This is a genomic window from Bradyrhizobium sp. USDA 3311 (assembly GCF_054062495.1).
Map to the genome: position 1 here is coordinate 2,093,186 of NZ_JBSSFI010000001.1, position 24,794 is coordinate 2,117,979.

The 24,794-nt window shown below is 65.4% G+C and carries 26 protein-coding genes; 12 read left to right on the forward strand and 14 right to left on the reverse strand.

What is annotated here, in order from left to right; genetic code table 11:
• The first annotated feature begins 100 nt into the window (after window positions 1–100).
• Window positions 101–1,240, forward strand: coding sequence for an amidohydrolase/deacetylase family metallohydrolase (locus tag ACVWW6_RS09855; protein ID WP_011082957.1), 1,140 nt, complete (start codon window positions 101–103; stop codon window positions 1,238–1,240).
• 5 nt (window positions 1,241–1,245) lie between these two features.
• Here ACVWW6_RS09855 and ACVWW6_RS09860 read toward each other — a convergent pair whose 3' ends face one another.
• From ACVWW6_RS09860 to ACVWW6_RS09870, 3 genes are read right to left on the reverse strand one after another with little or no spacing between them, the layout of a single operon-like run.
• Complete coding sequence (locus ACVWW6_RS09860; RefSeq protein WP_456680622.1) at window positions 1,246–1,851, reverse strand: TlpA disulfide reductase family protein; 606 nt, start codon at window positions 1,849–1,851, stop codon at window positions 1,246–1,248.
• Complete coding sequence (locus ACVWW6_RS09865) at window positions 1,844–2,302, reverse strand: DsrE family protein (protein ID WP_028175130.1); 459 nt, start codon at window positions 2,300–2,302, stop codon at window positions 1,844–1,846. The genes ACVWW6_RS09860 and ACVWW6_RS09865 overlap by 8 nt, the downstream gene beginning before the upstream one ends.
• A gap of 20 nt (window positions 2,303–2,322) precedes the next feature.
• Entirely contained in the window at window positions 2,323–2,751 is a 429-nt protein-coding gene (locus tag ACVWW6_RS09870) for a DoxX family protein (RefSeq protein ID WP_456680623.1), read from the reverse strand.
• Window positions 2,752–2,854: 103 nt separating this feature from the next.
• Here ACVWW6_RS09870 and ACVWW6_RS09875 point away from each other — a divergent pair, with 103 nt between their 5' ends.
• Window positions 2,855–3,739 carry a LysR family transcriptional regulator gene (locus ACVWW6_RS09875; protein ID WP_456680624.1) on the forward strand — a complete coding sequence of 295 codons (885 nt, stop codon included), beginning with the start codon at window positions 2,855–2,857 and terminating at the stop codon, window positions 3,737–3,739.
• 9 nt (window positions 3,740–3,748) lie between these two features.
• Here the strand turns inward: ACVWW6_RS09875 and ACVWW6_RS09880 are convergent, their stop codons facing one another.
• A complete protein-coding gene (locus ACVWW6_RS09880; RefSeq protein WP_456680625.1) occupies window positions 3,749–4,894 on the reverse strand; it encodes an acyl-CoA dehydrogenase family protein in 1,146 nt (381 codons plus the stop codon).
• A gap of 126 nt (window positions 4,895–5,020) precedes the next feature.
• Here ACVWW6_RS09880 and ACVWW6_RS09885 point away from each other — a divergent pair, with 126 nt between their 5' ends.
• Window positions 5,021–5,698: an alpha/beta hydrolase family protein gene (locus tag ACVWW6_RS09885; RefSeq protein ID WP_456680626.1), complete on the forward strand. Its 678-nt coding sequence runs from the start codon at window positions 5,021–5,023 to the stop codon at window positions 5,696–5,698.
• 2 nt (window positions 5,699–5,700) lie between these two features.
• Here the strand turns inward: ACVWW6_RS09885 and ACVWW6_RS09890 are convergent, their stop codons facing one another.
• A complete protein-coding gene (locus ACVWW6_RS09890; protein WP_456680627.1) occupies window positions 5,701–6,675 on the reverse strand; it encodes a ketopantoate reductase family protein in 975 nt (324 codons plus the stop codon).
• A gap of 158 nt (window positions 6,676–6,833) precedes the next feature.
• On the opposite strand from ACVWW6_RS09890, the gene ACVWW6_RS09895 reads away from it, so the two are divergent.
• Window positions 6,834–7,637: an enoyl-CoA hydratase-related protein gene (locus ACVWW6_RS09895; RefSeq protein WP_456680628.1), complete on the forward strand. Its 804-nt coding sequence runs from the start codon at window positions 6,834–6,836 to the stop codon at window positions 7,635–7,637.
• A gap of 11 nt (window positions 7,638–7,648) precedes the next feature.
• Here ACVWW6_RS09895 and ACVWW6_RS09900 read toward each other — a convergent pair whose 3' ends face one another.
• Both ACVWW6_RS09900 and ACVWW6_RS09905 read right to left on the reverse strand, forming a co-directional pair.
• Entirely contained in the window at window positions 7,649–7,921 is a 273-nt protein-coding gene (locus ACVWW6_RS09900; protein WP_161532564.1) for a hypothetical protein, read from the reverse strand.
• Between the two features lie 67 nt (window positions 7,922–7,988).
• Window positions 7,989–8,873 carry a LysR family transcriptional regulator gene (locus tag ACVWW6_RS09905; RefSeq protein ID WP_011082947.1) on the reverse strand — a complete coding sequence of 295 codons (885 nt, stop codon included), beginning with the start codon at window positions 8,871–8,873 and terminating at the stop codon, window positions 7,989–7,991.
• 113 nt (window positions 8,874–8,986) lie between these two features.
• Between ACVWW6_RS09905 and ACVWW6_RS09910 the strand changes: the two genes are divergently transcribed.
• The 4 genes from ACVWW6_RS09910 to ACVWW6_RS09925 all read left to right on the forward strand — a co-directional run bounded on the left by ACVWW6_RS09910 (window position 8,987) and on the right by ACVWW6_RS09925 (window position 13,104).
• The gene (locus ACVWW6_RS09910) at window positions 8,987–10,351 is read left to right on the forward strand and encodes an FAD-dependent oxidoreductase (protein ID WP_456680629.1); all 1,365 of its coding nucleotides are present in this window, start codon (window positions 8,987–8,989) and stop codon (window positions 10,349–10,351) included.
• 43 nt (window positions 10,352–10,394) lie between these two features.
• Window positions 10,395–11,399, forward strand: a complete 1,005-nt coding sequence (locus tag ACVWW6_RS09915) for an ABC transporter substrate-binding protein (RefSeq protein ID WP_011082945.1) — start codon at window positions 10,395–10,397, stop codon at window positions 11,397–11,399.
• Window positions 11,400–11,510: 111 nt separating this feature from the next.
• Window positions 11,511–12,284 (forward strand): ABC transporter ATP-binding protein, encoded by a 774-nt coding sequence (locus tag ACVWW6_RS09920; protein WP_011082944.1) that lies wholly within the window; start codon window positions 11,511–11,513, stop codon window positions 12,282–12,284.
• The gene (locus ACVWW6_RS09925; RefSeq protein WP_456680630.1) at window positions 12,277–13,104 is read left to right on the forward strand and encodes an ABC transporter permease; all 828 of its coding nucleotides are present in this window, start codon (window positions 12,277–12,279) and stop codon (window positions 13,102–13,104) included. Before ACVWW6_RS09920 ends, ACVWW6_RS09925 begins: the two co-directional genes overlap by 8 nt.
• A 228-nt stretch (window positions 13,105–13,332) precedes the next feature.
• On the opposite strand, the gene gtdA is transcribed toward ACVWW6_RS09925, so the two are convergent.
• A complete protein-coding gene (gene gtdA / locus ACVWW6_RS09930; protein ID WP_011082942.1) occupies window positions 13,333–14,373 on the reverse strand; it encodes a gentisate 1,2-dioxygenase in 1,041 nt (346 codons plus the stop codon).
• 204 nt (window positions 14,374–14,577) lie between these two features.
• Here gtdA and maiA point away from each other — a divergent pair, with 204 nt between their 5' ends.
• Window positions 14,578–15,210, forward strand: a complete 633-nt coding sequence (gene maiA / locus ACVWW6_RS09935) for a maleylacetoacetate isomerase (protein ID WP_456680631.1) — start codon at window positions 14,578–14,580, stop codon at window positions 15,208–15,210.
• Window positions 15,200–15,712 carry a MarR family winged helix-turn-helix transcriptional regulator gene (locus tag ACVWW6_RS09940; RefSeq protein ID WP_028175118.1) on the forward strand — a complete coding sequence of 171 codons (513 nt, stop codon included), beginning with the start codon at window positions 15,200–15,202 and terminating at the stop codon, window positions 15,710–15,712. The genes maiA and ACVWW6_RS09940 overlap by 11 nt, the downstream gene beginning before the upstream one ends.
• A 48-nt stretch (window positions 15,713–15,760) precedes the next feature.
• Here ACVWW6_RS09940 and ACVWW6_RS09945 read toward each other — a convergent pair whose 3' ends face one another.
• The 5 genes from ACVWW6_RS09945 to ACVWW6_RS09965 form a co-directional block, all read right to left on the reverse strand.
• Complete coding sequence (locus ACVWW6_RS09945) at window positions 15,761–17,374, reverse strand: benzoate-CoA ligase family protein (protein ID WP_456680632.1); 1,614 nt, start codon at window positions 17,372–17,374, stop codon at window positions 15,761–15,763.
• Window positions 17,371–18,525: an FAD-dependent monooxygenase gene (locus ACVWW6_RS09950; RefSeq protein ID WP_028175116.1), complete on the reverse strand. Its 1,155-nt coding sequence runs from the start codon at window positions 18,523–18,525 to the stop codon at window positions 17,371–17,373. Before ACVWW6_RS09950 ends, ACVWW6_RS09945 begins: the two co-directional genes overlap by 4 nt.
• A 190-nt stretch (window positions 18,526–18,715) precedes the next feature.
• Complete coding sequence (locus ACVWW6_RS09955; RefSeq protein WP_038966627.1) at window positions 18,716–18,931, reverse strand: hypothetical protein; 216 nt, start codon at window positions 18,929–18,931, stop codon at window positions 18,716–18,718.
• Between the two features lie 129 nt (window positions 18,932–19,060).
• Window positions 19,061–19,912, reverse strand: coding sequence for a cysteine rich repeat-containing protein (locus ACVWW6_RS09960; RefSeq protein ID WP_456680633.1), 852 nt, complete (start codon window positions 19,910–19,912; stop codon window positions 19,061–19,063).
• A gap of 260 nt (window positions 19,913–20,172) precedes the next feature.
• Entirely contained in the window at window positions 20,173–21,174 is a 1,002-nt protein-coding gene (locus tag ACVWW6_RS09965) for an NADP-dependent oxidoreductase (RefSeq protein ID WP_456680634.1), read from the reverse strand.
• Window positions 21,175–21,384: 210 nt separating this feature from the next.
• Between ACVWW6_RS09965 and ACVWW6_RS09970 the strand changes: the two genes are divergently transcribed.
• Window positions 21,385–22,683 (forward strand): dicarboxylate/amino acid:cation symporter, encoded by a 1,299-nt coding sequence (locus tag ACVWW6_RS09970; protein ID WP_011082935.1) that lies wholly within the window; start codon window positions 21,385–21,387, stop codon window positions 22,681–22,683.
• 9 nt (window positions 22,684–22,692) lie between these two features.
• Window positions 22,693–23,619 carry an amino acid ABC transporter substrate-binding protein gene (locus ACVWW6_RS09975; protein ID WP_011082934.1) on the forward strand — a complete coding sequence of 309 codons (927 nt, stop codon included), beginning with the start codon at window positions 22,693–22,695 and terminating at the stop codon, window positions 23,617–23,619.
• A 198-nt stretch (window positions 23,620–23,817) separates the two neighbouring features.
• Here ACVWW6_RS09975 and ACVWW6_RS09980 read toward each other — a convergent pair whose 3' ends face one another.
• Entirely contained in the window at window positions 23,818–24,747 is a 930-nt protein-coding gene (locus ACVWW6_RS09980; protein ID WP_456680635.1) for an ATP-grasp domain-containing protein, read from the reverse strand.
• Window positions 24,748–24,794: the final 47 nt, after the last annotated feature.

The window sequence follows — 24,794 nt, forward strand, 5'->3', positions numbered from 1 at the left end:
CGGGTCCATCGGCGCAAAAATTGCTAGAAGCGAACGGCTTCCTTCCTTGCTGGCCCGGCTGACCTGCTAGCCACGCCTCACTGCCCATCCGGAGACGACAATGCCTTTCGACTTGATCCTGCGCGGCGGCCGTGTGGTCGACCCGTCCCAGAAGCTCGACGCCGTGACCGATGTCGGCTTTGCCGGCGGCAAGGTCGCTGCGGTGGGCAGCGGGCTCAAGGCGGATCCGGGCACGGAGGTGCGCGATGTGTCACGCTACATCGTGACGCCGGGGCTGATCGATCTCCACACCCATGTCTATTGGGGCGGCACCTCGCTCGGCATCGACGCCGAGGAATTCTGCCGCCTCTCCGGCGTCACCACGGCGGTGGACACCGGCAGCGCGGGGCCCGGCAATTTCGCGGGCTTCCGCAAGCATGTGATCGAGCCGAGCCAGGTCCGCATCCTCGCTTATTTGCACGTCTCGCATGCCGGCATCTTCGGCTTCTCGCACCGGATCATGGTGGGTGAGAGCGAGGAGTTGCGGCTGATGAATCCGATCGAGGCGGCCAAGGTGGCGGATGCCAACCGCGATCTCATCGTCGGCATCAAGGTGCGCGTGGGCTTGCACTCCTCGGGCACGTCAGGGGCCGTGCCGCTCGACATCGCACTCGAGGTCGCGAACGAGGTCGGCATGCCTCTGATGGCGCATATCGACCATCCGCCGCCGAGCTATGAGGACGTGCTGGCGCGCCTGCGGCCCGGCGACGTGCTGACCCATGCGTTCCGCCCCTTCCCCAACACGCCGGCGACGGCGCAGGGCACGGTGAAGAAGGCGGTGCTGGATGCGCGCGAGCGCGGCGTGCTGTTCGACATCGGCCACGGCAAGGGCTCGTTTGCCTTCAAGACCGCGCGCGCGATGCTCGCCAACGGCTTCTATCCGGACACGATCTCCTCCGACATCCATCAGCTCTGCATCGATGGCCCGGCCTTCGACCAGGTCACGACCATGTCGAAGTTCCTGTGCATGGGCATGGAGCTGTCCGATGTGGTCGCCGCTTCGACGGTGAACGCGGCGATGGCGCTGCGCCGCCCCGAGCTCGGCAGCCTCAAGCCGGGCTGCGTCGGCGACGCCACGCTGATTTCGGTCAGGCAGGGCCAGTTCGACTATGAGGACGTCGTCGGCGAGCACCTGATCGGCGATCGCAAGATCGTTTCGGAGGGCGTGGTCATCGGTGGCCGCTGGTGGCATCCGAATTGAGCGGATCAGGCTTGCTCGCGATAGAATTGCAGCAACCGCGCGCCCGCCGGCGAGAGCCAGTCGGGTGCGCCGGTGATGTAACCCTCGACGTGGTTGCTCGCGCCGATCAGATAGGTCACAGGCATGCCGACGAGCTTGAAGGCCGAGGCTGAGGCTTCCGCCGTCGTGTCATACGCATCGACGTAGCAGGCGAGGTTTTGCACGGCGAGACCGCCGAGGAACGCGCGGATCTTGCGCAGGTCCTTCGTATCGGTGCAGATCGCGACAACGTCGAGCCGATCCGGCCGCGATCCCGCGAGGCTTGCGAGCACAGGCAGGTCGAGCCGGCAGGCCGCGCACCACGTCGCCCAGAAGTTGACGAGCGTGATCCGGCCCGGCCGCGCCGTCAGCACAACGTCTTTTCCGTGCAGGTCCTGAAGCCTGAGCTGCGGCATCGTTGCGCGAGGCCGCACGACGGTAAACTGGCTGCGGCCGGCCTCCAACACCGGCGGCCAGGCGGGATCACCGCCCTGCGCGCGGCTTGCGCGCGGAGGGACAAGGGCCACCGGCGCGGCCATCAGCAGCGCTCGCCTGGACAGTGTCGTGCCGGGCGCACGAGGCTTCTCACGCATGGATATAGGCCCAGCCCTTCAATTGCAGATCGACGACGCGGCCGATCCCGAACGGCACAAGGCTCGCGCCCGATATCAACGGAATCGAGACCTGCTCCTTGGCCTCGGCGATTGCCTTTGACGACGCGCACATGCTGTAGGTGAGATTGGGCAGCGACTGCCGCAGCGTCGCGAGCGGCTCGACCAGCGGAGTCTTGTCCGCCCGGAAGACGTCGATGCCCTTGCCGTTGGCGACGACCTCGATCAGCAATCGCGCGCCCTTGTCGGCAAAGTGCTTTGCGAGGTTAGCCGAGTAGCTGATCGCATGTCCCATGACATAGGGCTCGTTGCTGTCGATCAGGATCACGACGCCGTCGGCGAGACGGTCCTCCCTGGCGGCGGCGCCGCCCGCGGTGAGGATCGCGGTGCCTGCGAGCAGACCCCTTCGGGACCATCCATTGGCTGAGATCATGGCGGCGGCGTTCCTGCCGGTCAGAGCTGACGCGGCGTAATCGGCGCCTTGCGGCCGCGTCCCCACAGCACGAACAGGCTGAGCGCGAGCAGGACGACATTGAGCGGCGTGACATCAGTCTCGCCACGCAAGAGGTGGAAGACGAGCGCGAACACCTGCAACACGGTGCAGCCGAGCGCGGCCAGCACCGTCAGCCGCGGCAGGATCCGCGTCAGGGCCGGAAGCAGGATGCCGATCCCGCCGGCAAGGTCGATCAGTCCGATGATTCGGACGAAGGTTTCGGAATACTGCCCGGCCCAGGGCATCATCGCGGCCAGCTGAGGGATAGGCGTGAGCAGCTTGACCAGCCCGGCCGAGGCGAAGACGGAGAAGATCAGGCCCTGTGCGGCCCAGAGGCCGATGCGAAGGGCGCGGCCCGGGGTGGCGGTTTCGAAGGTGGTGGCGGACATGGTGAGTCTCCAGGGTCTGTGGGTTGCCACCATTTGATGATTTCTCCTCATTTGATCATTATGCGTTCCATGATTGATTCCTTTCCTGGATGTTGATGATCTCATGGACTCCCTGGTCAGCATGAGGGTGTTTTGCCTGGTCGCGGAGCTGAAGAGCTTTGCGACCGCGGCGCAGCGCCTGCGCATTTCGCCCGCCATGGCGAGCAAGCACGTGATGCAGCTCGAGAAGCGGCTGGGCACGCGGCTGCTCAACCGCACCAGCCGGCGCGTCAGCCTGAGCGAGAGCGGCGCGCTCTATTTCGAGCAGGCGCGGCAGATGCTGGATTCGCTCGACGAGGTCGAGGCCGCCGTCAGCAAGGCGACCGTCGTTCCGCGCGGCACGCTGCGGCTGACCGCGCCGGTGTGGATGGCGAATGCGATCTTCGCGGGCGTGCTGGCGGATTACCAGGCTCGCTATCCGGAGGTGTGCCTCGACGTCGACCTCAGCGGGCGGCTGGTCAATCTGGTCGAGGAGGGATTCGATCTCGCCTTGCGCGCGACCGGCACGCCGGACGAGGCGCTGATCGCGCGTCCCATCACCAAGGTCCCCTTCTTGTTGGTTGCAGCCCCTGCGTTCCTCAAACGCGCCGGACGCCCGACGAAGTTCGCCGATCTCGCCGGCCAGGCGCTGTTGCACTACGCGCTCTATCCGGGAGAGAGCTTCTCCGTGAACAGGAACGGCACGGTCGAGACCATCAAGCTCAACCCGGTCCTGCGCAGCGGCAACGAGACGCTGCTCCACATGGCCGCGCTGGAAGGCATGGGCTTCGCCTTCCTGCCGAAATGGCTGGTCGCGGACGACATCGCCGCCGGCCGGCTCGTGCACGTCCTGCCCGACGACATCATCTTCGAAGGGCGCCTGTTCGCGGTCTATCCGAGCCGCAAATACCTCTCCGCGAAGGTGAGGACCTTCATCGACTTCATCGCGGCCGACAAGCGGATGAGGTGACCAGCCGGATCACAGCGACCTTGCGATCAACAGCTTCATGATCTCGTTGGTGCCGCCATAGATCTTCTGGATGCGGGAATCGATGAAGATGCGCGAGATCGGGTATTCCTGCATGTAGCCGTAGCCGCCGAACAGCTGGAGGCATTCGTCGGCGGTCTGGACCTGCTTGTCCGAGCACCAGTATTTCGCCATCGACGCCGTGACGGTGTCGAGATCCCCGGCAACCAGGCGCTCGATGCACCAGTCGACGAAGACGCGCGCGATCATCGCCTCGGTCTTGCGCTCGGCGAGCGTGAATGCGGTGTTCTGGAAATCCATCAGCGGCTTGCCGAAGGCCTTGCGTTCCTTGGTGTACTCGGTGGTGAGCTTGACCGCGCGCTCCATCGAGGCGACGGCGCCGACCGCGAGCGCGAGGCGCTCCTGCGGCAATTGTTGCATCAGCTGGACAAAACCCTGGCCTTCCTCCTTGCCGAGCAGGTTTTCCGGCGGCACCGTGACGTTGTCGAAGAACAGCTCCGACGTGTCGGAAGCGTGCAGGCCGATCTTGTCGAGGTTGCGCCCGCGCTTGTAGCCGTCCGCGCCTGCGGTCTCGACCACGATCAGCGAAATGCCTTTCGCACCGGCTTCGCCCGTGCGCGCGACCACGACGACGAGATCGGCGGCCTGGCCGTTGGTGATGAAAGTCTTCTGGCCGTTGATGACGTAGGAATTGCCCTGCTTCTTCGCCGTGGTCTTCACTGCCTGGAGGTCGGAGCCGGTGCCGGGCTCGGTCATGGCGATGGCGCCGACCATCTCGCCGCTCGCCATCTTCGGCAGCCAGCGCTTCTTCTGCTCCTCCGAGCCGTAATTGAGGATGTAGTGCGCGACGATGGCGCTGTGCACGGAGACGCCGGTCGTCAGCTCCGGCACCGTGCTCTCGAGATCATCCAGCACGGCGGCGTCATAGGCGAAGGTTGCGCCCAGCCCGCCATATTCCTCCGGTACGCTCGCCAAGAGCGCGCCCATCTCGCCGAGCCAGCGCCAGGCGAAGCGGTCCACCATCTTCTGCTCGCGCCATTTTTCGGCATGCGGTGCCAGATCCTTGGCAAGATATTTCCGGAACTGGTCGCGAAAGACGTCGAGCTCTTCGGTCATCCAGGAGGAGCGGTAGGACATGGTCACCTCGGTTGATGCGTCGTTCCGGCTTGGTAGGCTGGTCGGCGGCGACAATTATTGTGTTTTCAGGCTGCGCCGGTGACGCTACCAAGGCGGCCGGAGCAGCGTCTGTCGGGATGGCTGATTGTGGCGACCAAAACTCAAGAGCTCAAGCTCGACATCGAGCGCATCGGCACGGTCTCCGCGATCCTGACGCAGCCCGAAAATGCGCGCGCCTGTTACGTGCTGGCGCACGGCGCAGGTGCCGACATGCGGCATGCGTTCATGGACAAGGTTGCGGAAGGCCTCGCGGAGCGCGGCATCGCGACGCTCCGCTTCAATTTCCCCTATATGGAAAAGAAGCAAGGACGTCCCGACCAGCCGGCGGTCGCGCACGCCGCCATCCGCGCGGCGGTCGCGGAGGCGGCGCGGCTGTGCCCCGGCGTGACGCTCGTCGCCGGCGGCAAGTCTTTCGGCGGGCGGATGACCTCGCAGGCGCAGTCCAAGGCTCCATTGCCTGGTGTCAAAGGGCTCGCCTTCCTCGGCTTTCCCCTGCATGCCGACAGCAAGCCGTCGGCGGAGCGCGCCGAGCACCTCGCCGGCATCGCTATCCCCATGCTGTTCCTGCAAGGCACGCGCGACAAGCTTGCCGACCTCGGCATCCTCAAGCCCGTCGTCGAAGGGCTTGGCCCGAAGGCGACGCTGCATGAGGTCGAGGGCGGCGATCACTCTTTCGCGGTGCTGAAGAAGTCCGGCCGCAGCAACGAAGAGGCGCTCACCGAGGTGCTCGACGCGCTCACGACCTGGATCGACGGGCTCGCCTGAACTCAGGCCGAATAAAGCCCCTTGTCGCGCGCCTTCTGGATCGCCAGCGCGGCGATCAGGTCGAGGGTCGGCGTCGGCAGGCCCGAGGTGCGCGCGAAGGCGGCGGGCGCCTTCACCAGCACGTCGATCTCCATGGCGCGGCCGATCTCGTAATCCTGCAGCAGCGACGGCTTGTGGTTGGGGGCGGGGCCGCTGCGCGTGACGCGCTTGACCTCGGGAATGAAGTGCTGCGCGATGTCGTTGGCCTCGTTCAACATGCGCGGAATGACCTCGGCAAAGGCGGGGTCGTCGCGCACGCCGCGTGCGGTCTGGCCGGTCAGCAGGCACAGCACCGACAGCGACATGTTGGTCAGCAGCTTTGACCAGATCGCTTCGCGGATCTCGGCCACCGGCGGCGATTCCAGCCGCGCATCGTTGAGGACGCCGCGGAGTTTCGTGATGCGCTCGCAATTGCGGTCGTCGCATTCGCCGATCAGCAGGCGGTTGCGGTCCGGGGTGAGGTTCTGCACCACGCCGGGCGAGACCACCTCGTTGGAGGAGAAGATCACGCCGCCGATGATCCGCTCCTTCGGGATGCAGGCGCGCAGGCGCCCGCCCGGGTCGAGGAAGGAAATGTCCGGCGGCGTCGGGTGCCGCGGCGGCAGGCCGATCCCGTACCACCAGGGAATGCCGTTCTGCGCGAACACGATCGCCGTGTCGTCTTGCAGCAGCGGTTTGATGCTGGAGACCAGTCCCTGAAGCGCGGTCGCCTTCAGCGTAGAGATCACCACGTCCTGCGGGCCGAGCTGGGCGGGATCCCCGGAGGCGTTCACCTTGGCGGTGACCTCGGAATCGCCGACACGCAGCTTCAGGCCGCCCGCACGCGCCGCCTCCAGATGCGCCCCCCGCATCACGCACGAGACCTCATGGCCGGCGCGCGCCAGCCGGACCGCAATGTGGCTGCCGACGGCGCCCGCGCCGAAAATGCAAATGCGCATGATGTGATGTCCCGTCCTGATCCCTTTGCTGCCACCCCGAGCCAGCATGACACAAGCCGCCATGCGATGGACGCGGCCGCCCCACGCCGGAAAGATATGGATCAGGGCGCGTGGCCTCGGCCATAGTGCAGGGCAAACAAACGACCGGAGGATCGCCGATGACTGCCAACCCCGTTTTGTGGACTTTGGATGAGCGTGGGGTTGCGACCGTCACGTTAAACCGGCCGGAGGTCAACAACGCCTATGACGGTGCGCTGATCGCGGGCGTGCTCGCGGCTATGGACGATCTCGGCAACAAGCCCAATTTGCGCGTCGTGGTCCTCCGGGGCAACGGCAAGCATTTCCAGGCCGGCGCCGACCTCAAATGGATCAACGGCGTGCGGCCGCAATCGGCCGAGGCCAACGAAGCGGCATCGCGGGCGACCTTCGAGGCCGTGCAGCGGCTCAACACGCTGCCGATTCCGACCGTCGCATTGGTGCAGGGCGGCTGCTTCGGCGGCGGTACCGGCGTGATCGCGGCCTGCGACGTCGTGATCGCGGCGGACAATGCCCTGTTCTCGATCACGGAGGTGCGCTGGGGCCTGACGGCGGCGATCATCATCCCGCAGCTTTGCGATGCCATCAGTGTACGGCAAGTCCGCCGCTACGCGCTGACAGGCGAACGTTTCGGCGCCGAAGACGCCCGCCGCATCGGTCTCGTCCACGAGGTCGTGCCGCTCGCCGAGTTGGAGGCCGCCGGTGCCAAGGTGGTCGAGCAACTGCTCGCCAACGGACCCGAGGCGATGGCCGAGACCAAGCGGCTCGCGCTGGAGAGCTCGTTCGGCGGGATGGCGGTGGACGATGCGGCGTACACGCGGCTCGTGCACCTGCATTCGGTCAAGCGCCAGAGCTCGGAGGCGGCGGAGGGGCTGGCCTCGTTCGCCGAAAAGCGGGCAGGGAATTGGGGTGGCGGGAAAGGCTGAGCGTTCTCGGCTCAGCAGCCGCGGCAGATGTTGTTGATGCTGCGATAGACGGCGTCGTCGTCCTGCCGCATCTGGCGCAGCGTTTCGAGCGTCTTGCCCTCATTCACGGGCGCAGCAGGCTTGCGCTTTGCGGCCAGTTCTTCCTCCTGCCGCATGTAGCAGGCCTCGCGATCGGCCTTGGCCTGGATGAAGCGGCAGTTCTGCTCCACGGTTGCGGCGGGAGTGGTGGAGATCGCAAGAGCGATCAGGGCTGGCAGGGCGAATTTCACGACTATCGAATCCATGGCGGCCCTTCTCTCAGGTCCGACAATCAAGAGCAACTGCGATCTTGTGACAGCCGCGCGACGCGGCTTACAGCGACGACGCGAGTGACGTTTTCAGCAGGGTGAGCAGCGCCTGCACCGCCGCCGCGTTGCGCCGGCGTTCGGGGATCGCGGCCTTCACCCACAATTCCGGAATCGGAAAGTCGCGCAGCACCGGCTTGAGCGTGCCGTCGCGCAAGGCATCGGCGACGAGATAATGCGAGATCAGCGCGATGCCGTTGCCGGCGATGGCGCTGCGCGCCAGCACGTGTCCCTCGTTGGAGGAGAGCAGCGGGCTGACCTGGATGCTGATGCGGCCGCGCGGCCCGTCAAAAATCCATTCCGGTCCCGTCGGCAGAAAGCTGAGGCAGCGATGCTCGACGAGGTCGCGCGGATGCTTTGGCGTGCCGTGCTTCTTCAAGTAGGCGGGGGAAGCGCAGAGCAGCCGCTTCAGCGCGCAGAGCGGCTCGTCGACCACGCCGCCGAAGGAGTGCGGGAAGGCGCCGATGGCGATATCAAAGCCTTCGGTGACGGGATCGACCGGGCGGTCGATCAGCACGATCTCGAGCTTCAGTCGCGGGTTCTGGGTCTGGAAGGCGCTGAAGGCGTCGGCGAGGCGCGCCACCGTCAGCGAGGTCGGCGCCTTGATGCGGAGGTGATCGACGAGATCGTGGCCCTTCTCGCCCATGCGCGAGAGCAGGTCGGTGGCATCGGTGACGACGCCGCGCGCGCGATGCACATAGCGCTGGCCGGCGTCGGTCAGCCGCAATTGCCGGGTCGAGCGGTGAAACAGCGGCGTGCCGATCCGCGTCTCCAGCTGCGTGACGCGCTTGGCCACCACGGAGGTCGAGACGTTGAGCTTTCGCGCGGCGGCAGAGAAGCCGGCCGCATCCGCGGTGGCGAGGAACGCCTGAAGGTTCACCAGGATGTCCATCTCTGACCTTTCGCGATTCGAAAAAGCTGATCGCGTAATTTGGTAGATTGTAGCCCGCCTCGCGTTAATTCATAGTCGGTCCCAAGCAAGGATTTTCAGGGATAGGACGCGCCATGCGGGCCACGACGATCGAAGAACCAGCGCGCCAGGTGCCGCTCTACGGCGAATATGAGGTGGTCGTGCTCGGCGGCGGTCCGGCCGGCATTATCGCGGCGGCGTCGGCAGCGCGGGCGGGGCGGAAGACGCTGCTGATCGAGCGTTACGGCTTCCTTGGCGGTATGGGCACCGCGGCCGGCGTCACCAATTTCTGCGGCCTGCATGGCAACGTCTACGGCCAGGCCCACCGGCTGGTGCAGGGCCTGGCGTCCGAGCTGTTGGCGCGGATCGACCTGCTCAACGGCCTCAACACCCCGCATCTGATCCTCGGCAAGGTCTTTGCCCAGGCCTACGACACCGCGGCCTACAAGATCGCGGCCGACGAACTCCTTGCAAGCCACAAGGTCAATATCCTCTTCCACGCGCTCGGCGCCGGCGTGGTGATGGGCGATAACAGCCGCATCGACGCGCTGATGGTCGAGACCAAGGCCGGCCGGCAGGCGGTGCGCTCGGAGATCTTCATCGACTGCTCCGGTGACGGCGATCTCGCGGTCTGGGCCGGGGCGCCGTTCGAAGTCGGCGACGAACACGGCCATCCGCTCTACCCGTCGATGATGCTCCGCCTCAACAATATCGATCCGGAAAAGGCGGGCGAGGCCTGGCGCACCATCCCGCAATTGATGGAAAAGGCGCTCGCCGCCGGCACCCACAAATTCCCGCGGAAAAGTGCCATCGTGCGGCCGCAGAAATCCGGCATCGAATGGCGGGTGAATTTCACGCAGGTCGCGCGCGAGGATGGCCACGCCATCAACGGCATCGAGCCCGACGATCTCACCCGCGGTGAGATCGAGGGCCGCAGGCAGGCGCTCGCCGCGTTCGAATTCCTGCGCACCGTGCCGGGTTTTGAGAAGTCCTACATCGTGGACCTGCCGCCGCAGCTCGGCATCCGCGAGACCCGCCGCATCAAGGGCGGCTACCAGCTCAGCGGCGAGGACGTGCTCGGCTGTGCCTCGTTCGAGGATTCCATCGGCGTCAACGGCTGGCCGATCGAGGCTCACGTTCCCGGCGATGTGATCTTCACTTTTCCGCCAATCCCGGAATCGCGCGGCTATAACGAACTACCGTACCGGATGCTGGTGCCCGAGGGGGTCGACAATCTGCTGGTCGCCGGCCGCTGCGCCTCGATGACCCATGAGGGCCAGTCGGCCGCCCGCGTCTCGGGTGCCTGTTTCGTGATGGGGGAGGCCGCAGGTTCCGCCGCCGCACTTGCGCTCTCCGGAAATCGGACCCCGCGTGACATCCCCATTGAAAAATTGCAGGAAACGTTGAAACAACAGGGCGCCTTCATCGGACGGGACCAGCCCGTGCCCGAAGGGCTTTGACGGGCTGCAAGAGAACGACCAAGACAACGACGGAGGAAACCGGATGATCGGGATTGCGCGGCTCGCGCTTGCGGGCCTGGTGGCGATCATGGCGATGGGCGCGGCGCAGGCTGAGGACGCGCTGAAGGCCAGGATCGGCGTGCTCCGCCTGTCCTCCTCCGCGCCGGTCTTCATCGCGCAGGACAAGGGCTATTTCCGCGAGGCCGGGCTCGACGTCGAGCTGAAGTTCTTCGACGCGGCGCAGCCGATCGCGGTCGCCACCACCTCGGGCGACGTCGATTTCGGCGTCACCGCGTTCACCGCCGGTCTCTACAATCTCGCCGGCAAGGGCGTGCTCAAGGTGATCGGCGGCATGAGCCGCGAAAAAGCCGGCTATCCCCTGATCGGCTATTTCGCCAGCAACAACGCTTACGCGGCCGGGCTGAAGACGCCGAAGGACCTCGCGGGCAAGCGCGTCGCGGTTACGCAGGTCGGATCATCCTTCCACTATTCGCTCGGCCTGCTCGCCGACAAATACGGCTTCAAGCTCGCCGACGTGAAGATCATCCCGCTGCAGTCGCTGTCGAATGCGGCGGCCGCGCTCAAGGGCGAGACCGTCGATGCCGCGCTGCTGCCGATCTCCACCGCGCGCAAGCTGATGGACGAGGGCGGCGCGAAGTTCCTGGGCTGGGTCGGGGACGAGACGCCCTGGCAGCTGGGCGCGGTGTTCGCCTCGCCGAAGACGCTGACCAACAAGGCGCTGGTAACCAAGCTGCTCGGCGCTTTGGCAAAGGCTGACCGCGAATACCACGACGTGATCCTCGCCGCGATGAAGGACGGCGTGGCGCCCGTCAACGAGCAGACCAAGCCGCTGCTGGAGATCATCGCGAAGTACACCAATCTGCCGGTCGAGCAGGTGGTCGGCAATTGCGCTTACATCGATCCCGACGGCAAGCTCGACGTCAAGAACGTCGACAACCAGATCAAATGGCTCCAGGAGCAGGGCTTTGCCGACAAGGGCTTTGACGCCAATACGATCATCGCGAAGGACTATGTGAAGGCGGATTGATGCTTCCGTCATTCCGGGGCGATGCGAAGCATCGAACCCGGAATCTCGAGGTTCCGGGTCTGATTCTTCGGATCATCCCGGAACGACGGAGAACCGGATAGACGAGACAGCATGGACTTGATCGCCAACCACATCACCCACCGCTTCGGCGACCTCGCCGTGCTCGACGACGTCTCCTTCACCGTCAGCGCCGGTGAGGTGGTCGCGATCGTCGGTCCTTCCGGCTGCGGCAAGAGCACGCTGCTGTCGATCCTCGGCGGGCTGTTGCAGCCGACCTCCGGCGCGCCAGAGCTGCGCGGGGCGCCGCCGGCGGACAGTCTCAATCCGCTCACCTTCGTGTTCCAGGATTTTGCGTTGCTGCCCTGGGCGACGGTCGAGGAGAACGTCGAATTTCCGCTGCTGCACGCCCAGCTCTCGGCGGCGCAGCGCCGCGCGCTGGTCGAGGATGCGCTGCGCCGCACCGGCCTCACCGATTTTCGCAAGACCTATCCAAAGCAGCTCTCCGGCGGCATGCGCCAGCGCGTCGGGATTTCGCGGGCGCTGGCGGTCAGGCCTGCCATCCTGCTGATGGACGAGCCGCTCTCGGCGCTGGATTCGCAGACCCGCGAGCTGTTGATGGAGGACTTCGTCCGCCTGCTCGCCGATGGCGGCATGGGGGCAGTCTATGTCACGCACAATCTCGAAGAGGCGGCGCGGCTCGCCGACCGCATCGTGGTGCTGTCGCGCCGGCCCGGGCGGATCCGCGAGGTCGTCACCGTGCCGATGACGCGCGCCGAGCGCGGCGAAACCGCGGCGCGCGAAAAGCTGCTGTTGCTTCAGAACCAGATCTGGTCGCTGATCCGCCACGAGGCGATCGATGCCGAGCGCGAGGTCCAGCATGCTTGATCGCGCGCCGGTGGCGGAGACACCTGTCAAGAGCGAGGCGACCCGTCGCGTCCGCTTCCGCGGCGCGGGCTTCGTGCCGGCTAGCAGCCGCTTCGGCGGCTGGATCGCGCTCGCCCTCGTCATCGCGATCTGGCAGGCGGCCGGGAGCGCCGGTCTCGTCAATCCGCTGTTCCTGCCGGCGCCGTTGGCGATCGTGCGCGCGATCTACGAGCTCGCGATGTCAGGCGCGCTCTGGCAGCACCTTTCGGCCTCGCTGCTGCGCATCGGTGTCGGCTGGCTGCTGGGAACGGCGGCCGGCGTCGCCGTCGGCTTCGCCATTGGCCTGTCGCGGCTCGCGCGCAGCGTCGGCATCACCTTCATCTCGGCGCTGTTCCCGATCCCGAAGATCGCACTGCTGCCGCTGTTGATCCTCTGGCTCGGCATCGGCGAAGAGCCGAAGATCGCGACCATTGCCTTGGGTGTGTTCTTCTCGACCGCGATCTCGGTCTATAGCGGCGTCGATGCGGTGCCGCGCAACCTGATCCGCATGGCGCAGAGCTTCAACGTGCCCTTCGCCACCATTGTGTGCAAGGTGATCTGGCCGGGCGCGCTGCCGGCGATCCTCGCCGGCTTCCGCATCACTGCCTCGGTGGCGCTGCTGCTCGTCGTCAGCGCCGAGATGATCGGCGCGCAATACGGCATCGGCGCCTTCGTGCTCCAGGCCGGCAATCTGATGCAGACGGATCAGCTGCTCGCGGGCGTCGTGATCCTATCGGTGTTTGGCCTCGCGGTGGGGAAGGTGATCAATCTGCTGGAGACGCGGTTGCTGCACTGGCGGTGAGACATACTCCGTCATTGCGAGCGCAGCGACGATGTGGGTGGAGACGCGCGCCAAAACCTCCATTGTCGTCCCGGCGAAGGCCGGGACCCATAACCCCAGGGAGAAGTTTGGCGAAGACTGGTAGTTACTCTTCGCTGGTACTCACACCACCTGCCGTCGATAGATCACGCGGTATGGGTCCCGGCCTTCGCCGGGACGACACCGAATGTGAGGCTATAGCACCCCGCCTTACGCATTCCCCCGATCCTCGCGAAACAGGTCGAGCTTCTGCTGCACGGGCCGATCCGAGAAGCTGAACAGCACGGCGTCGTCGTCGGCCTCGTGCGTCACCCAGTGCCAGCTCGGCACCACGAACAGGTCGCGCGGGCCCCATTCGAAAACGGCATCGCCGATGCGGCTGCGGCCGCGGCCTTCGATCGGGCAGAACACCGTCGCATCGGTGGAGCGATATCGCGCAGTCTTGAACCCCTTCGGCAGCAACTGGATGAAGGTGCCGATGGTCGGCATCGCAAAGTCGCCGGTCTCGGGATTGCTGAACTTCAGCTTCAGCCCATGGCAGGCGTCCCATTCCTGGCTCGCGCGAGCCTTCTCCAGCGCTTCACGGGTGTAGGCATAGGGATAGCTGAAGATCGGCGAGGTCTTCGAGCTCCGCTTCACGTCGACCGGCAGCAGATTGTGGCCATAGCGCGCAAAGCTGTCGCCGGCGGGCTTCGTGATCCTCTGCTGGTCCTCCTTCGAGCCTTCCGCAAAGGAGCAGTCGAAGAACTGCACCAGCGGGATATCGAGGCCGTCGAGCCAGAACATCGGCTCGTCGGTCTCGTTGGAATGATCGTGCCAGGTCATCGACGGCGTGATGATGAAATCGCCGGGCTCCATCGCGGTGCGCTCACCGTCGACGGCGGTGTGGGCGCCCTTGCCTTCGAGCACGAAGCGCAGCGCCGACTGGCTGTGCCGATGCGCGGGAGCGACGTCGCCGGGCACCACCATCTGTACGCCGGCATAGAGCGAGGTCGTGATTTTTGATTGCCCGCGCAAGCCCGGGTTCTCCAGCACCAGCACGCGGCGCTCGGCCTCCTTGGCCGTGATCAGCTTGCCGGCTTCACGCATGTAGTCGCGGATGACGTCGAATTTCCAGAGGTGCGGCCGGCAGGCGCTCTTCGGCTCCGGCGTGATCAGATCGCCCATCACCGTCCACAGCGCGGTGAGATTTTCGCCGTCGATCTTCTTGTAGAACGCCTCGCGTTCCGGCGTCTTGGTCACGGCTTCCATGGTGCGGCTCCCGTCGTTTTGTTGATTGACAGTATACTGACGATCTAGGTAGCGTCAATGTGACGGACGGCATACAAGGTTGTCGTCATTCCGGGGCGACGCGCCAGAGTCGAGCCCGGAATCCATAACCACGATCGGGAGTATGGATTCCGGGCTCTCGCTTCGCGAGCCCCGGAATGACAGAAAACAAAAGGGAGGGTTCCGATGAAGCTGCACGGCTATTTCCGCTCCAGCGCCGCCTACCGGGTGCGGATCGCGCTGAATCTGAAGGGCCTCGGCGCCGAGCATCTGCCGCATCATCTTCGCAAGGGCGAGCAATGCGCGCCCGCCTATCTTGCCATCAATCCGCAAGGGCTGGTGCCGGCGCTGGAGAACGATGGCGGTGCGGTGCTGACCCAATCGGTCGCGATCATCGAATGGCTCGACGAGACGCACCCCAATCCACCGCTGCTGCCGAAGGATCCGCTGCGACGCGCCAAGGTGAGGGCGTTTGCGCTGGCGATCGCCTGCGACACCCATCCGGTGCAGAACCTGAAGGTGCTGGCGCGGCTGCGCGAGCTGGGGCTTGCGGAGGAGAAGGTCCAGGACTGGGCCGCCTGGGTCAACCGCGAGGGACTGTCGGCGTGCGAAACGCTGATCAGGGACGAGCCGGGCCCGTTCTGCTTCGGCGATGCGCCGACGCTCGCCGATCTCTGCCTCGTGCCGCAGCTTGCCAACGCGCGCCGCTTCGGCGTCGACGTCTCGGCCTATTCGCGCCTGCTGAAGGCGGAGGCCGCCGCCAAGGCGCTGCCGGCGTTCGCCGATGCCGCACCGGAGAAGCAGCCCGATGCCGAGTAAGCCTCCTCCCCCGATCACGATGGACGCGGTCTATGCCGCGCCGGGCTATCTGTTCCGGCGCATGCAGCAGATCGCGGTCTCGATCTTCATGGAGGAGTGCAAGGCGTTCGATCTCACGCCGGTGCAGTATGGGGCGCTGATCGCGATCCACACCCATCCCGGCATCGATGCGACGCGGCTGTCGGCGGTGATCGCGTTCGACCGCTCCACCCTCGGCAGCGTGATCGAACGGCTTCAGGCCAAGGACTATATCGAGCGCAAGCCCGCGCCCGAGGACAAGCGGATCAAGCTGCTGTACCTGACGAAATCAGGCGCCGCGATCCTGCGCGAGATCATTCCCGCCGTCGAACGCGCCCAGGCGCGCATGCTGGAGCCGCTGAAACCCGCCGACCGCAAGGCGCTGATGGGGCTTCTGGTGCAGCTCGTCGATCTCAACAACGAAGTCTCGCGGGTGCCGCTGCGGGCCGAGGACGCGCTGGAGCATCTGGGGAAGGGCGGGTGAGGCGGGGTTTGCCGGGACGACAGCGAATGTGTGGCAGCGCCGTCGGCCTCACATCCGCAGCAACGCCTGCCGGTCGATCTTCCCCGTCCCCGTCTTCGGCAGTTCGTCGATGAAGATCACCTCGCGCGGATATTTGTAGGGCAAGAGCTTGCCCTTCACGTAATCCTGTAGCCGCCGCGTCGCCTCGTTTTGGTCTACGGCACGGCTGTTCATCACCACCACCGCCTTCAGCGTCATGCGACGATCGGGCAGCTCGGCGGCGAACACCGCGCATTCGCGGATGTCGGGGTGATCGGCGAGGCAGAGCTCGACCTCGAGCGGATAGACCCACTGGCCGGAGATCTTGATGAGATCGTCGGCGCGGCCGCGGAAGAAGTGGAAGCCGTCGGCATCGCGGACGAAGCGGTCGCCGGTGTAGATCCACCCGCCCTCGCGGATGGTCTCGGCGGACTTGTCCGGCCGATTCCAGTACAGCGGCGTGTTGGAATCGCCGCGCACCCACAAGATGCCTTCCTCGCCGTCGCCGACCTCACTTCCGTCCTTGTCGCGCAGCGCGACCTCGTAGCCGGGCACGCGCAGACCCGCGGCGCCGAGCTTCTTCCGTTCGGGACGGTTGGAGAGATAGATGTGCAGCACCTCGGTCGAGCCGAGGCCTTCGACGATTTCGAGCCCCGTGAGCGTCTTCCAGCCGTTGAAGACTTCGGCCGAGAGCACTTCGGCTGCGGAGAGCGCCATGCGCAGCGACGAGAAGTTCGTCTGTTGCGCGCCCTCGGCCTTGGTCAGCGAGGTGTAAAGCGTCGGCAGGCCGAAGAAGACCGTCGGCCTGTATTGCTCGATCACCGCGAAGATCGTTGCCGGCTTCGGCTGTCCCGGCAGCAGCAGCGTCGCCGCGCCGACCGAGAACGGGAAGGTGACGGAGTTGCCGAACCCGTAGGCAAAGAAGATCTTCGGCACCGAGAAGCAGATGTCGTCGGGCGTCAGCTTCAACACATTCTGCGCGAAGGCCACCTCGCTATAGGTCATGTCGTGCTGGAGGTGCACGATGCCCTTGGGCCGGCCGGTCGAGCCGGACGAGTACATCCAGAACGCCATCTCGTTGCGATGGGTATTCGCTTCCGCAAGCTCGGCCGGGAATTGCGCAAGCCAGCTTGCCGCCGCGACCGCCGCAGGCGCAGCATGCTCGCCCATTTCGCCATTGACGACGATCAGCGTATGCAGGCTCGTGTCCTTGCACGCCTCCGCATTGAAGCGCGCGCAGAATTCGGACTCGGCCACCGCGACGGTCGCGCCGGAATCGGCGAGATAGAATTGCAGGAGATCCGGCGGGGTCAGCGTGTTGATCAGGAGCGGCACGAAGCCGGCGCGCACCGCGCCGAAGAAGGCGGCGGGATAAGCCGGCGTATCGTCGAGGAACAGCAGCACCCGATCGCCGCGTTTCAGGCCGAGCGAGATGAAGCCGTTGCCCCAGCGGCAAGCCTCCGCGCAGAGCTCGGCATATGTGCGCGTGCCCGCCGGACCAATGAGCGCGAGCTTGTCGCCATATCCCTTGCCGAGATTGTCGAACAGCACGCGGCTGGCGTTGTAGATTTCCGGAACGGCAAAGCCGATCTCGCGTGCGCCCGCGCTGTCCGCGGGCACCTGGTCGCAAATCTCGTTGCTCATGCGGTAGCCTCACTGGCCGCATCCCCACCGTTCTTGGCGGCCTCGTAACGCGCCATGAAGGCCGGCGACATCGCCCGCAGCCGGGAATCGTCGATGCGGCCGGAGCGGGTGATGTAGCTGTAGGCAAAATCCATCAGGTCGAGCTGCATGTGCTGGGCAAAGTTCTCGTACCAGGAGGCGCTGGTTCGTGCGGCGTCGACGAGCTTCTGCACGACCGGTTTGCGCGCGGCCTGGTAGCGAAGCAATGCGGTGTTCAGATGCGCATCGGATTCCAGCGCCTTGACCAGCGCGATCGCGTCCTCGATCGCGAGCCGCGTGCCGGAGCCGATCGAGAAATGCGCCGAGTGCAGCGCGTCGCCGATCAGCACCATATTCTTGAACGACCAGTGCTCGTTCCAGACCCAGGGGAAATTGCGCCACACCGATTTGTTGGAGACGAGGCAGTGGCCGCCGAGCGTGTCGGCGAACACCTCCTCGCAGACGCCCTTGGACTGTTCGACGTCCTTGTAGGCGAAGCCATAGGCCTGCCAGGTGGCGTGGTCGCACTCGACCAGGAAGGTGCTCATGGTCGGCGAATAGCGGTAGTGATGGGCGTTGAAGGCGCCGCGGTCGGTCTTCACAAAGGTCTGTGACAGCGTGTCGAAGCGCTTCGAGGTGCCGTACCAGACGAACTTGTTGGAGGAGTAGGACAGCGAGGTGCCGAAATCGCCCTCGTAAGCGCGGCGCACCAGCGAGTTCAAGCCATCGGCGGCGACGATCAGGTCGTGGCCGTTGAGCTGGTCGATCCCGTGAATTTGCGTGTCGAAGCGCGGCGTGACCCCGACATCGAGCGCGCGCTGCTGAAGGAACTGCAAGAGCTCGAGCCGCCCGATCGAGGAGAAGCCGACCCCGTCGATGGCGACGCTGCCGCCCTGCAGGTTGAGCGTGATGTTCTCCCAGCTCTCCATATGCGGCGCGATCGCATCGACCGTCTCGGGGTCGTCGGCGCGCAGGAACTCCAGGGCCTGGTCGGAGAACACCACGCCAAAACCCCAGGTCGCGTCGGCCGGGTTCTGTTCGAACAGGTCGACTTGATCCTCGGGATGACGCTTCTTCCAGAGATAGGCGAAGTAGAGCCCGCCGGGCCCCCCGCCAATCACGGCGATCCGCAACGTCTGCCTCCCTAATTGACAGTATACTTACTATCTAGGGGTAGACTAATGTGCTCCGGCCTCCCGCGCCAGCAGAATTATCGGCCAAGCGCGGCGCGCCAAAGCTCGCTTTCGGACCCGCGTCTTGCGCGCGTCCGAAACCGTCAGGCGCGAACCATAGCCAAAGCGCGCCCTCTTGGCCACCCGGCGATCAGACGCAACGTTTCACGTAGACCCCGTCCACCAGCACCCTGGTACAGCGGACCACCGGAACCGGCTTGCGGACCACGACGGCCGCGTTCGGCCCGGCGCAGCCGGCGCGATAGACGCCGCGGGCGCACACCACCGCGTTGGCGTCGGTGGCCTCGAACGTCATGGTCGCCCCGAAGGCGAGGAGTGCAGAAGCAACCAGCAGCAATGAACGCATGTTGTCCTCCCGGTCTTGTCGTGATCGAAATCGATATCCGCAAAGGTTGATCGCGGCAGGCGTGCGTGAATTCATTCGCGCATGCCGCCGATCGGTGTCGTGCACTCCGGCGCGTCGCCGTGCGCTGCCTTATCGCGCCGCGAACGGCGCCAGCACGTCCTTGCACGCGGGCGACAGCGACGCGGCATTGCTGGCGATGCATTGCACGATGCGGCCGCCGCCGGGCGCGACGCCGGCGCACAGCGTGCGGATGTCGGCGCCGCAGGCCGATCGGACGATGAACAGCTCTTCGCGCGGCCGCAGCGGGCGCAGAACGATCACGGCTGGCGCGGCCGCCGGTGCTGCCGCCGCCGCAGGGGCTGCGCCCGCAGGCGCTGCCGTTGCCGCTGCGCCGCCGCCGGCCGCGGCGCTCAGGGCCTTCTCGCAGGCGGGCGAAACCTTTGCCTTGTTCTTCTCAAGGCATTCGAGCGCGGGCGCACCGCCCGGCGGCACGCTGGCGCAGACCTTGGGATAGTCGGCGCGGCACGCGCTCTTGACCGCAGCAACCTGCGCGCTGCTCGGTTGCTTGGCGGCAGCTGCCTTCGGCGCTGGTGCGGCGGCGGGCTTTTCGGCGGGCGCCGATTCAGCCTTCGGCGCCGCAGGCGCCGTTTCCGTCTTGGACTCGGTCTTGGGCGCAGCTTCGGTCTTTGGTGCGGCCGGCGCGGCTTCGGTCTTCGGAGCCGCAGCGGGCTCGACCGCGCGAACCGCGGTCTGGCATCCAGGTGACAGGCTCGACATGTTCTTCGCCAGACATTGATACGCCTCCACGCCGCCGGGCGTGACGCTCGAGCAGTGCGCCATGAAGTCCGAGCGGCATGCGGACCGGATCGCGCTCTTCTGCGCGTCGGTCGGCGCTTGCGCGAACGCGCCTGTTGCAGTTGCGAAGAGCACGGCCGCGAGCAACGCCGTGCGCGTTGATGCATGTTTCAACGTGTTGAACATCTGAGTGAATTCCCGCCCTGTCGGTAGCGCCGACGATTTTCAAATGTGATTCAAGCGCAATCGTCGCGAGTGATGCCTCGCGCGCGGTATCTTTGGATGCTTTGGCCGCTACCGCAAGTGGATAATGCCGGCGCAATTGCGACGTAACTAGAGCATGATCCGGACCCGAAGGGCCGCGTCAGCGCAAAGTGTGCAGTGGTTTTCCCTCGCGACAGACGCGGAACGCGTTTGCGCGGAGATCATGCTCAAGCAATACGTCGTCAGAGCTTGACCATGCGCTTGCCGCGGTTCTCGCCCGCGAGCAATCCGATCAGCGCTTTCGGCGTGTTCTCCAATCCGTCGATGATGTCCTCCTGCACCTTCAGCTTGCCGGATTTGACCCAGCCCTGGAGCTCGGCGAGCGCGCGCTGGCTGTCCTTCATGTAGTCCATCACGATGAAGCCCTGCATGACGAGCCGCTTCACCACGATCAGGCCGGGTACGCCGCGCGGACCGTGCGCGGCAGGCGCACCGTCATATTGCGAGATCGCGCCGCAGCAGGCGATGCGGCCGTAATTGTTCATCTGCGGCAGGCAGGCTTCCAGAATGTCGCCGCCGACATTGTCGAAATAGACGTCGATGCCCTTTGGCGCGGACGCGCGCAGGGCCTTGAACACCGCGCCGTCCTTGTAGTCGACGGCGGCATCGAAGCCGAGCTCGGAGGTCAGCCAGTTGCACTTGTCGGCGCCGCCGGCGATGCCGATGACGCGACATCCCTTGATCTTGGCGATCTGCCCGACGATCGAGCCGACCGAGCCGGCCGCCGCGGAGACCACGACGGTCTCGCCCTCTTTGGGCTTGCCGACCTCCAGCAGGCCGAAATAGGCGGTGAGGCCGGCGATGCCGAACACGCTGAGCAGATGCGTCATCGGTTCCAGCTTCGGCATCTTGGTGAGATGCTTTGCCGGCACCGCGGCAAACTCCTGCCAGCCGGTGTCGCCGAACACGATGTCGCCGGCAGCCAACCCCGGCGCCTTCGAGCTGACGACCTCGGCGATGCCGCCGCCGGCCATCACGCTGTTCGCTTCGACGGCTGAACGATAGGTCGCGCCATGCATCCAGGCGCGGTTGGCGGCGTCGAGCGAGATGTAACGCACGCGCAGCAAGGCCTCGCCGTCCTTCGGCTCCGGCATCGCGCCGTCGACCATCTTGAAATGTTCAGGGCCGAGCTTGCCGCTGGGTTTTTCGACCAGAAGAATCTGGCGATTGATGCTGCCGCTCATGGCGTTTCCCTCTCCGTTTGTTTGACAATTATTGATGCAGCTGCCGCAAAGAAAACGTGCAGGCGCATTCGTTGTGCGCTGCATGAAGGCTAGATCGCGGGAGGCCGTTTCACAACGGGAACATCCGGCCAACGCGGCCACCCGCCAAGCGAGTTGCGCAGCCGTCATATCTGCGACATCATGAAGCGCCGGTGTACGTGGGGGTAAGCAATGTCGAACAGGTTTACGCAATACATCTTGGGCGCGATGGTGCTGGGCATCATCATGGGCTCGGCGATCTACAACTTCCTGCCCGATACGCGCGCCGACTGGGCCTCGTCCATCAACCTGATCGCCATGATGTTCCTGCGCCTGATCAAGATGATCATCGCGCCGCTGGTGTTTGCGACCCTGGTCGGCGGCATCGCCCATATGGGCTCGGGCGCCAAGCTCGGCCGCATCTTCGCCAAGACCATGGGGTGGTTCATCAGCGCCTCCTTCGTCTCGCTGATGCTCGGCCTGATCATGGTCAATCTGCTTCAGCCCGGCGCCAACTTCCCCGGCACGCTGCCTGCGGCAGGCCAATCGACCGGCCTGCCGGTCTCGGCCTTCTCGATCGAGAAATTCCTGACCCATCTGATCCCGACCTCGATCGCGGACGCGATGGCGCAGAACGAGATCCTCCAGATCGTGATCTTCGCCGTGTTCTTCTCGGTGGCGATGGGCGCGATGCCGGAGCGCTCCAAGCCGATCCTGGCGCTGATCGACGATATCGGCCACATCATGCTCAAGGTGACGAGCTATGTGATGCTGTTCGCGCCGCTCGCGGTGTGGGCCGCCATCACGGCGACGGTGGCCAAGAACGGCCTGCTGGTGCTCTGGAAGCTCGTCGTGTTCATGGGCGGCTTCTATCTCTCGCTGGCGCTCCTGTGGACGATCCTGGTGATCGTGGGCTTCATCGTGATCGGGCCGCGCTACAGCCACCTGCTGAAGCTGATCCGCGAGCCGCTGATGATCGCGTTCTCGACCGCGAGCTCGGAAGCGGCTTATCCGAAGACGCTGGAGGGCCTCAACCGCTTCGGCGCCTCGTCGCGGATCTCGAGCTTCGTGCTGCCGCTCGGTTATTCCTTCAACCTCGACGGCACGATGATGTACTGCACCTTCGCGAGCATCTTCATCGCGCAGAGCTACCACATCGACATGCCGCTCGGCACGCAGCTCGCGATGCTGGCGACGCTGATGATCACCTCGAAGGGCGTGGCCGGCGTGCCGCGCGCCTCCCTCGTCGTGATCGCCTCGACGCTGGCGCAGTTCAACATCCCCGAGGCCGGCCTGCTCATGATCATGGGCATCGACACCTTCCTCGACATGGGCCGCAGCGCGACCAACGTGATCGGCAACACGCTCGCGACCTCGGTCGTCGCGAAGTGGGAAGGCGAGCTTGGGCCCGAGCATGCGATGGGACCGGGCGACGCCGTTCCTGATGACATGGTGCCGGGCGAAGTGCCCGCCATGGCCGGCCATGGTTAGGAGCACACCATGGGCCAGACACTGACAAGGTCAGTGATCGGCGGCTGCCTCTGGCTCGCGGCATCGTTGCTCGCGACCACAGCACTCGCCCAGACCGGGAGCGAAGGGCTCAGCCCGACGCTGTCGGCCATCAAGAAGGCGCATGTCGTGCGGCTCGGCTATCGCGAGAGCTCGCCGCCGTTCTCCTTCCTCGACCAGTCGGGCCGCCCGATCGGCTACAGCCTCGAACTCTGCGAGGCCATCGTCGAGGAGATCGGCGTCGAGGTCGACGATCCCAATCTCAAGATCGACTACGTCAAGGTCACCTCGGACGACCGTATCGACGCGGTGCTCCAGAACAAGATCGATCTGGAGTGCGGCTCGACCACGGCCAATGCCGAGCGCGCCAAACGCGTCGCGTTCTCGCCCTTGATGTTCGTCGCCGGTACCAAGCTGATGGTGCCGAAGGCGTCCAGCGTCCAGTCGCTGACCGACCTGAAGGGCAAGACCATCGTGGTGACGAAGGGCACCACCAATGAGCAGGCGATCCAGGCGGCCGACAAGAAATCCTCGCTGGGGCTGACCATCGCCGTCGGCGCCGATCACGAGCAATCGTTCCAGATGCTCGCAGACGGCAAGGCGGATGCGTTCGCGACCGACGACATCCTGCTCTCCGGCCTGATCGCGCGCCACAAGGCGCAGGACAAGTACCGCGTCACCGGCGACTATTTGTCCTACGACCCCTACGGCATCATGTTCAGGAAAGGCGAGCCGCAATTGTCGGCTGTGGTCGAGCGCACCTTCCGCAAGCTCGGCTCCAACCGCGACCTCGTCCCGCTCTACAACAAATGGTTCACCGCCAGGCTTCCGACCGGCGAACGGCTCAACGTGCCGATCTCGCTGCAACTCGAGGAAGCCTTCAAGGCGATGGACGATTCGGCGAGCGCGAATAATTAGGCGGTTTGAGTGGCGGTGATCGTGCCGCGGTCTCGATGCACCCTCTCCCCTTGTGGGGTGGCTCGCCGCATAGCGGCGAGACGGGTGAGGGGTATCTATCCGCACGAGCAGTCATACAAGTGGAGAGAACCCCTCATCCGGCGCTCCGCGCCACCTTCTCCCACAAGGGGAGAAGGAATGGCAGCGTGCGCTTGGCGCTCAGCTTGTCTTCCCAAACACCCGGTCCAGCGCCGCGTCATACGTCGCCTGCACCAGCTCCGGATGGAGCTTCGCCAGCGCCTCCATCATCACGCCGGAATTGATCTCGAGCACGCGCCAGGCGCCATCCACGCGCACCACGTCGATCGAGGCGAACGCGATGTCGATGGCGTTGGCGGCGTCGACGGCGAGCTTCACGCATGCCGCGCGCACCTCGCCATTCTCCATCAGCACCGGCCGCGCGCCGGCGTCGAGATTGTGCCGCCAGTTCAGGATGCGCCGTTTGCCGTTCGGGATGACCGCATTCACGTCGCGCGCTTCGAGCTCGCGGAGCTGCCCGTCGTGTCCCGCCGCGATCGCGAGCTCGCGCAACGTATGCTCGCCGTCGCCGACGACCGACGGCCGGTCCTTGCGGTAGACGATCATCGGCTTGCGATCGAGCAGGATCACGCGGACCTCCTCCTCGATCTCGACATAAGGCGCGATCACGAGGCCGAGGCCCGACGAAAAAACCTCGCAGACGGCGCGATCGAGCTCGGCAGCGCTCGTCACCTTGAACACCGCGCGTCCGGACGTGCCCTCGTTCGGCTTCACCACCACGCCTTGCGGGTGCTGCGCAAGCAGCGCCAGCATCGCTTCACGCCAACCAGGGCCGGCGACATACGCGCCCATGCTCGGGTTGAGGAAGAGATGATGAGGAATGCAGGGCACGGCTTCAAGCGACAGCGCCTCGGCGGTCGCCGATTTGTCATTGGCGAGGCGATGCGCGATGGCGCTGTTGAGGCCGATGTCGTAGCCGAAGGCGAAGTGGCGCGCCTTGCCCCGGCGCATCGCGATCAGCCAGCCACCGGCGCGGATGTCGACGGCAATGCCATGTCGGGCGCAATAGCGCCTGATCGCCTGGACGAAGATGCGTTCGCTGCTGGCCATGGGTCTCAATCATTCCTGTCGCCAAAAGCCGCAAAAATGCGGGCATC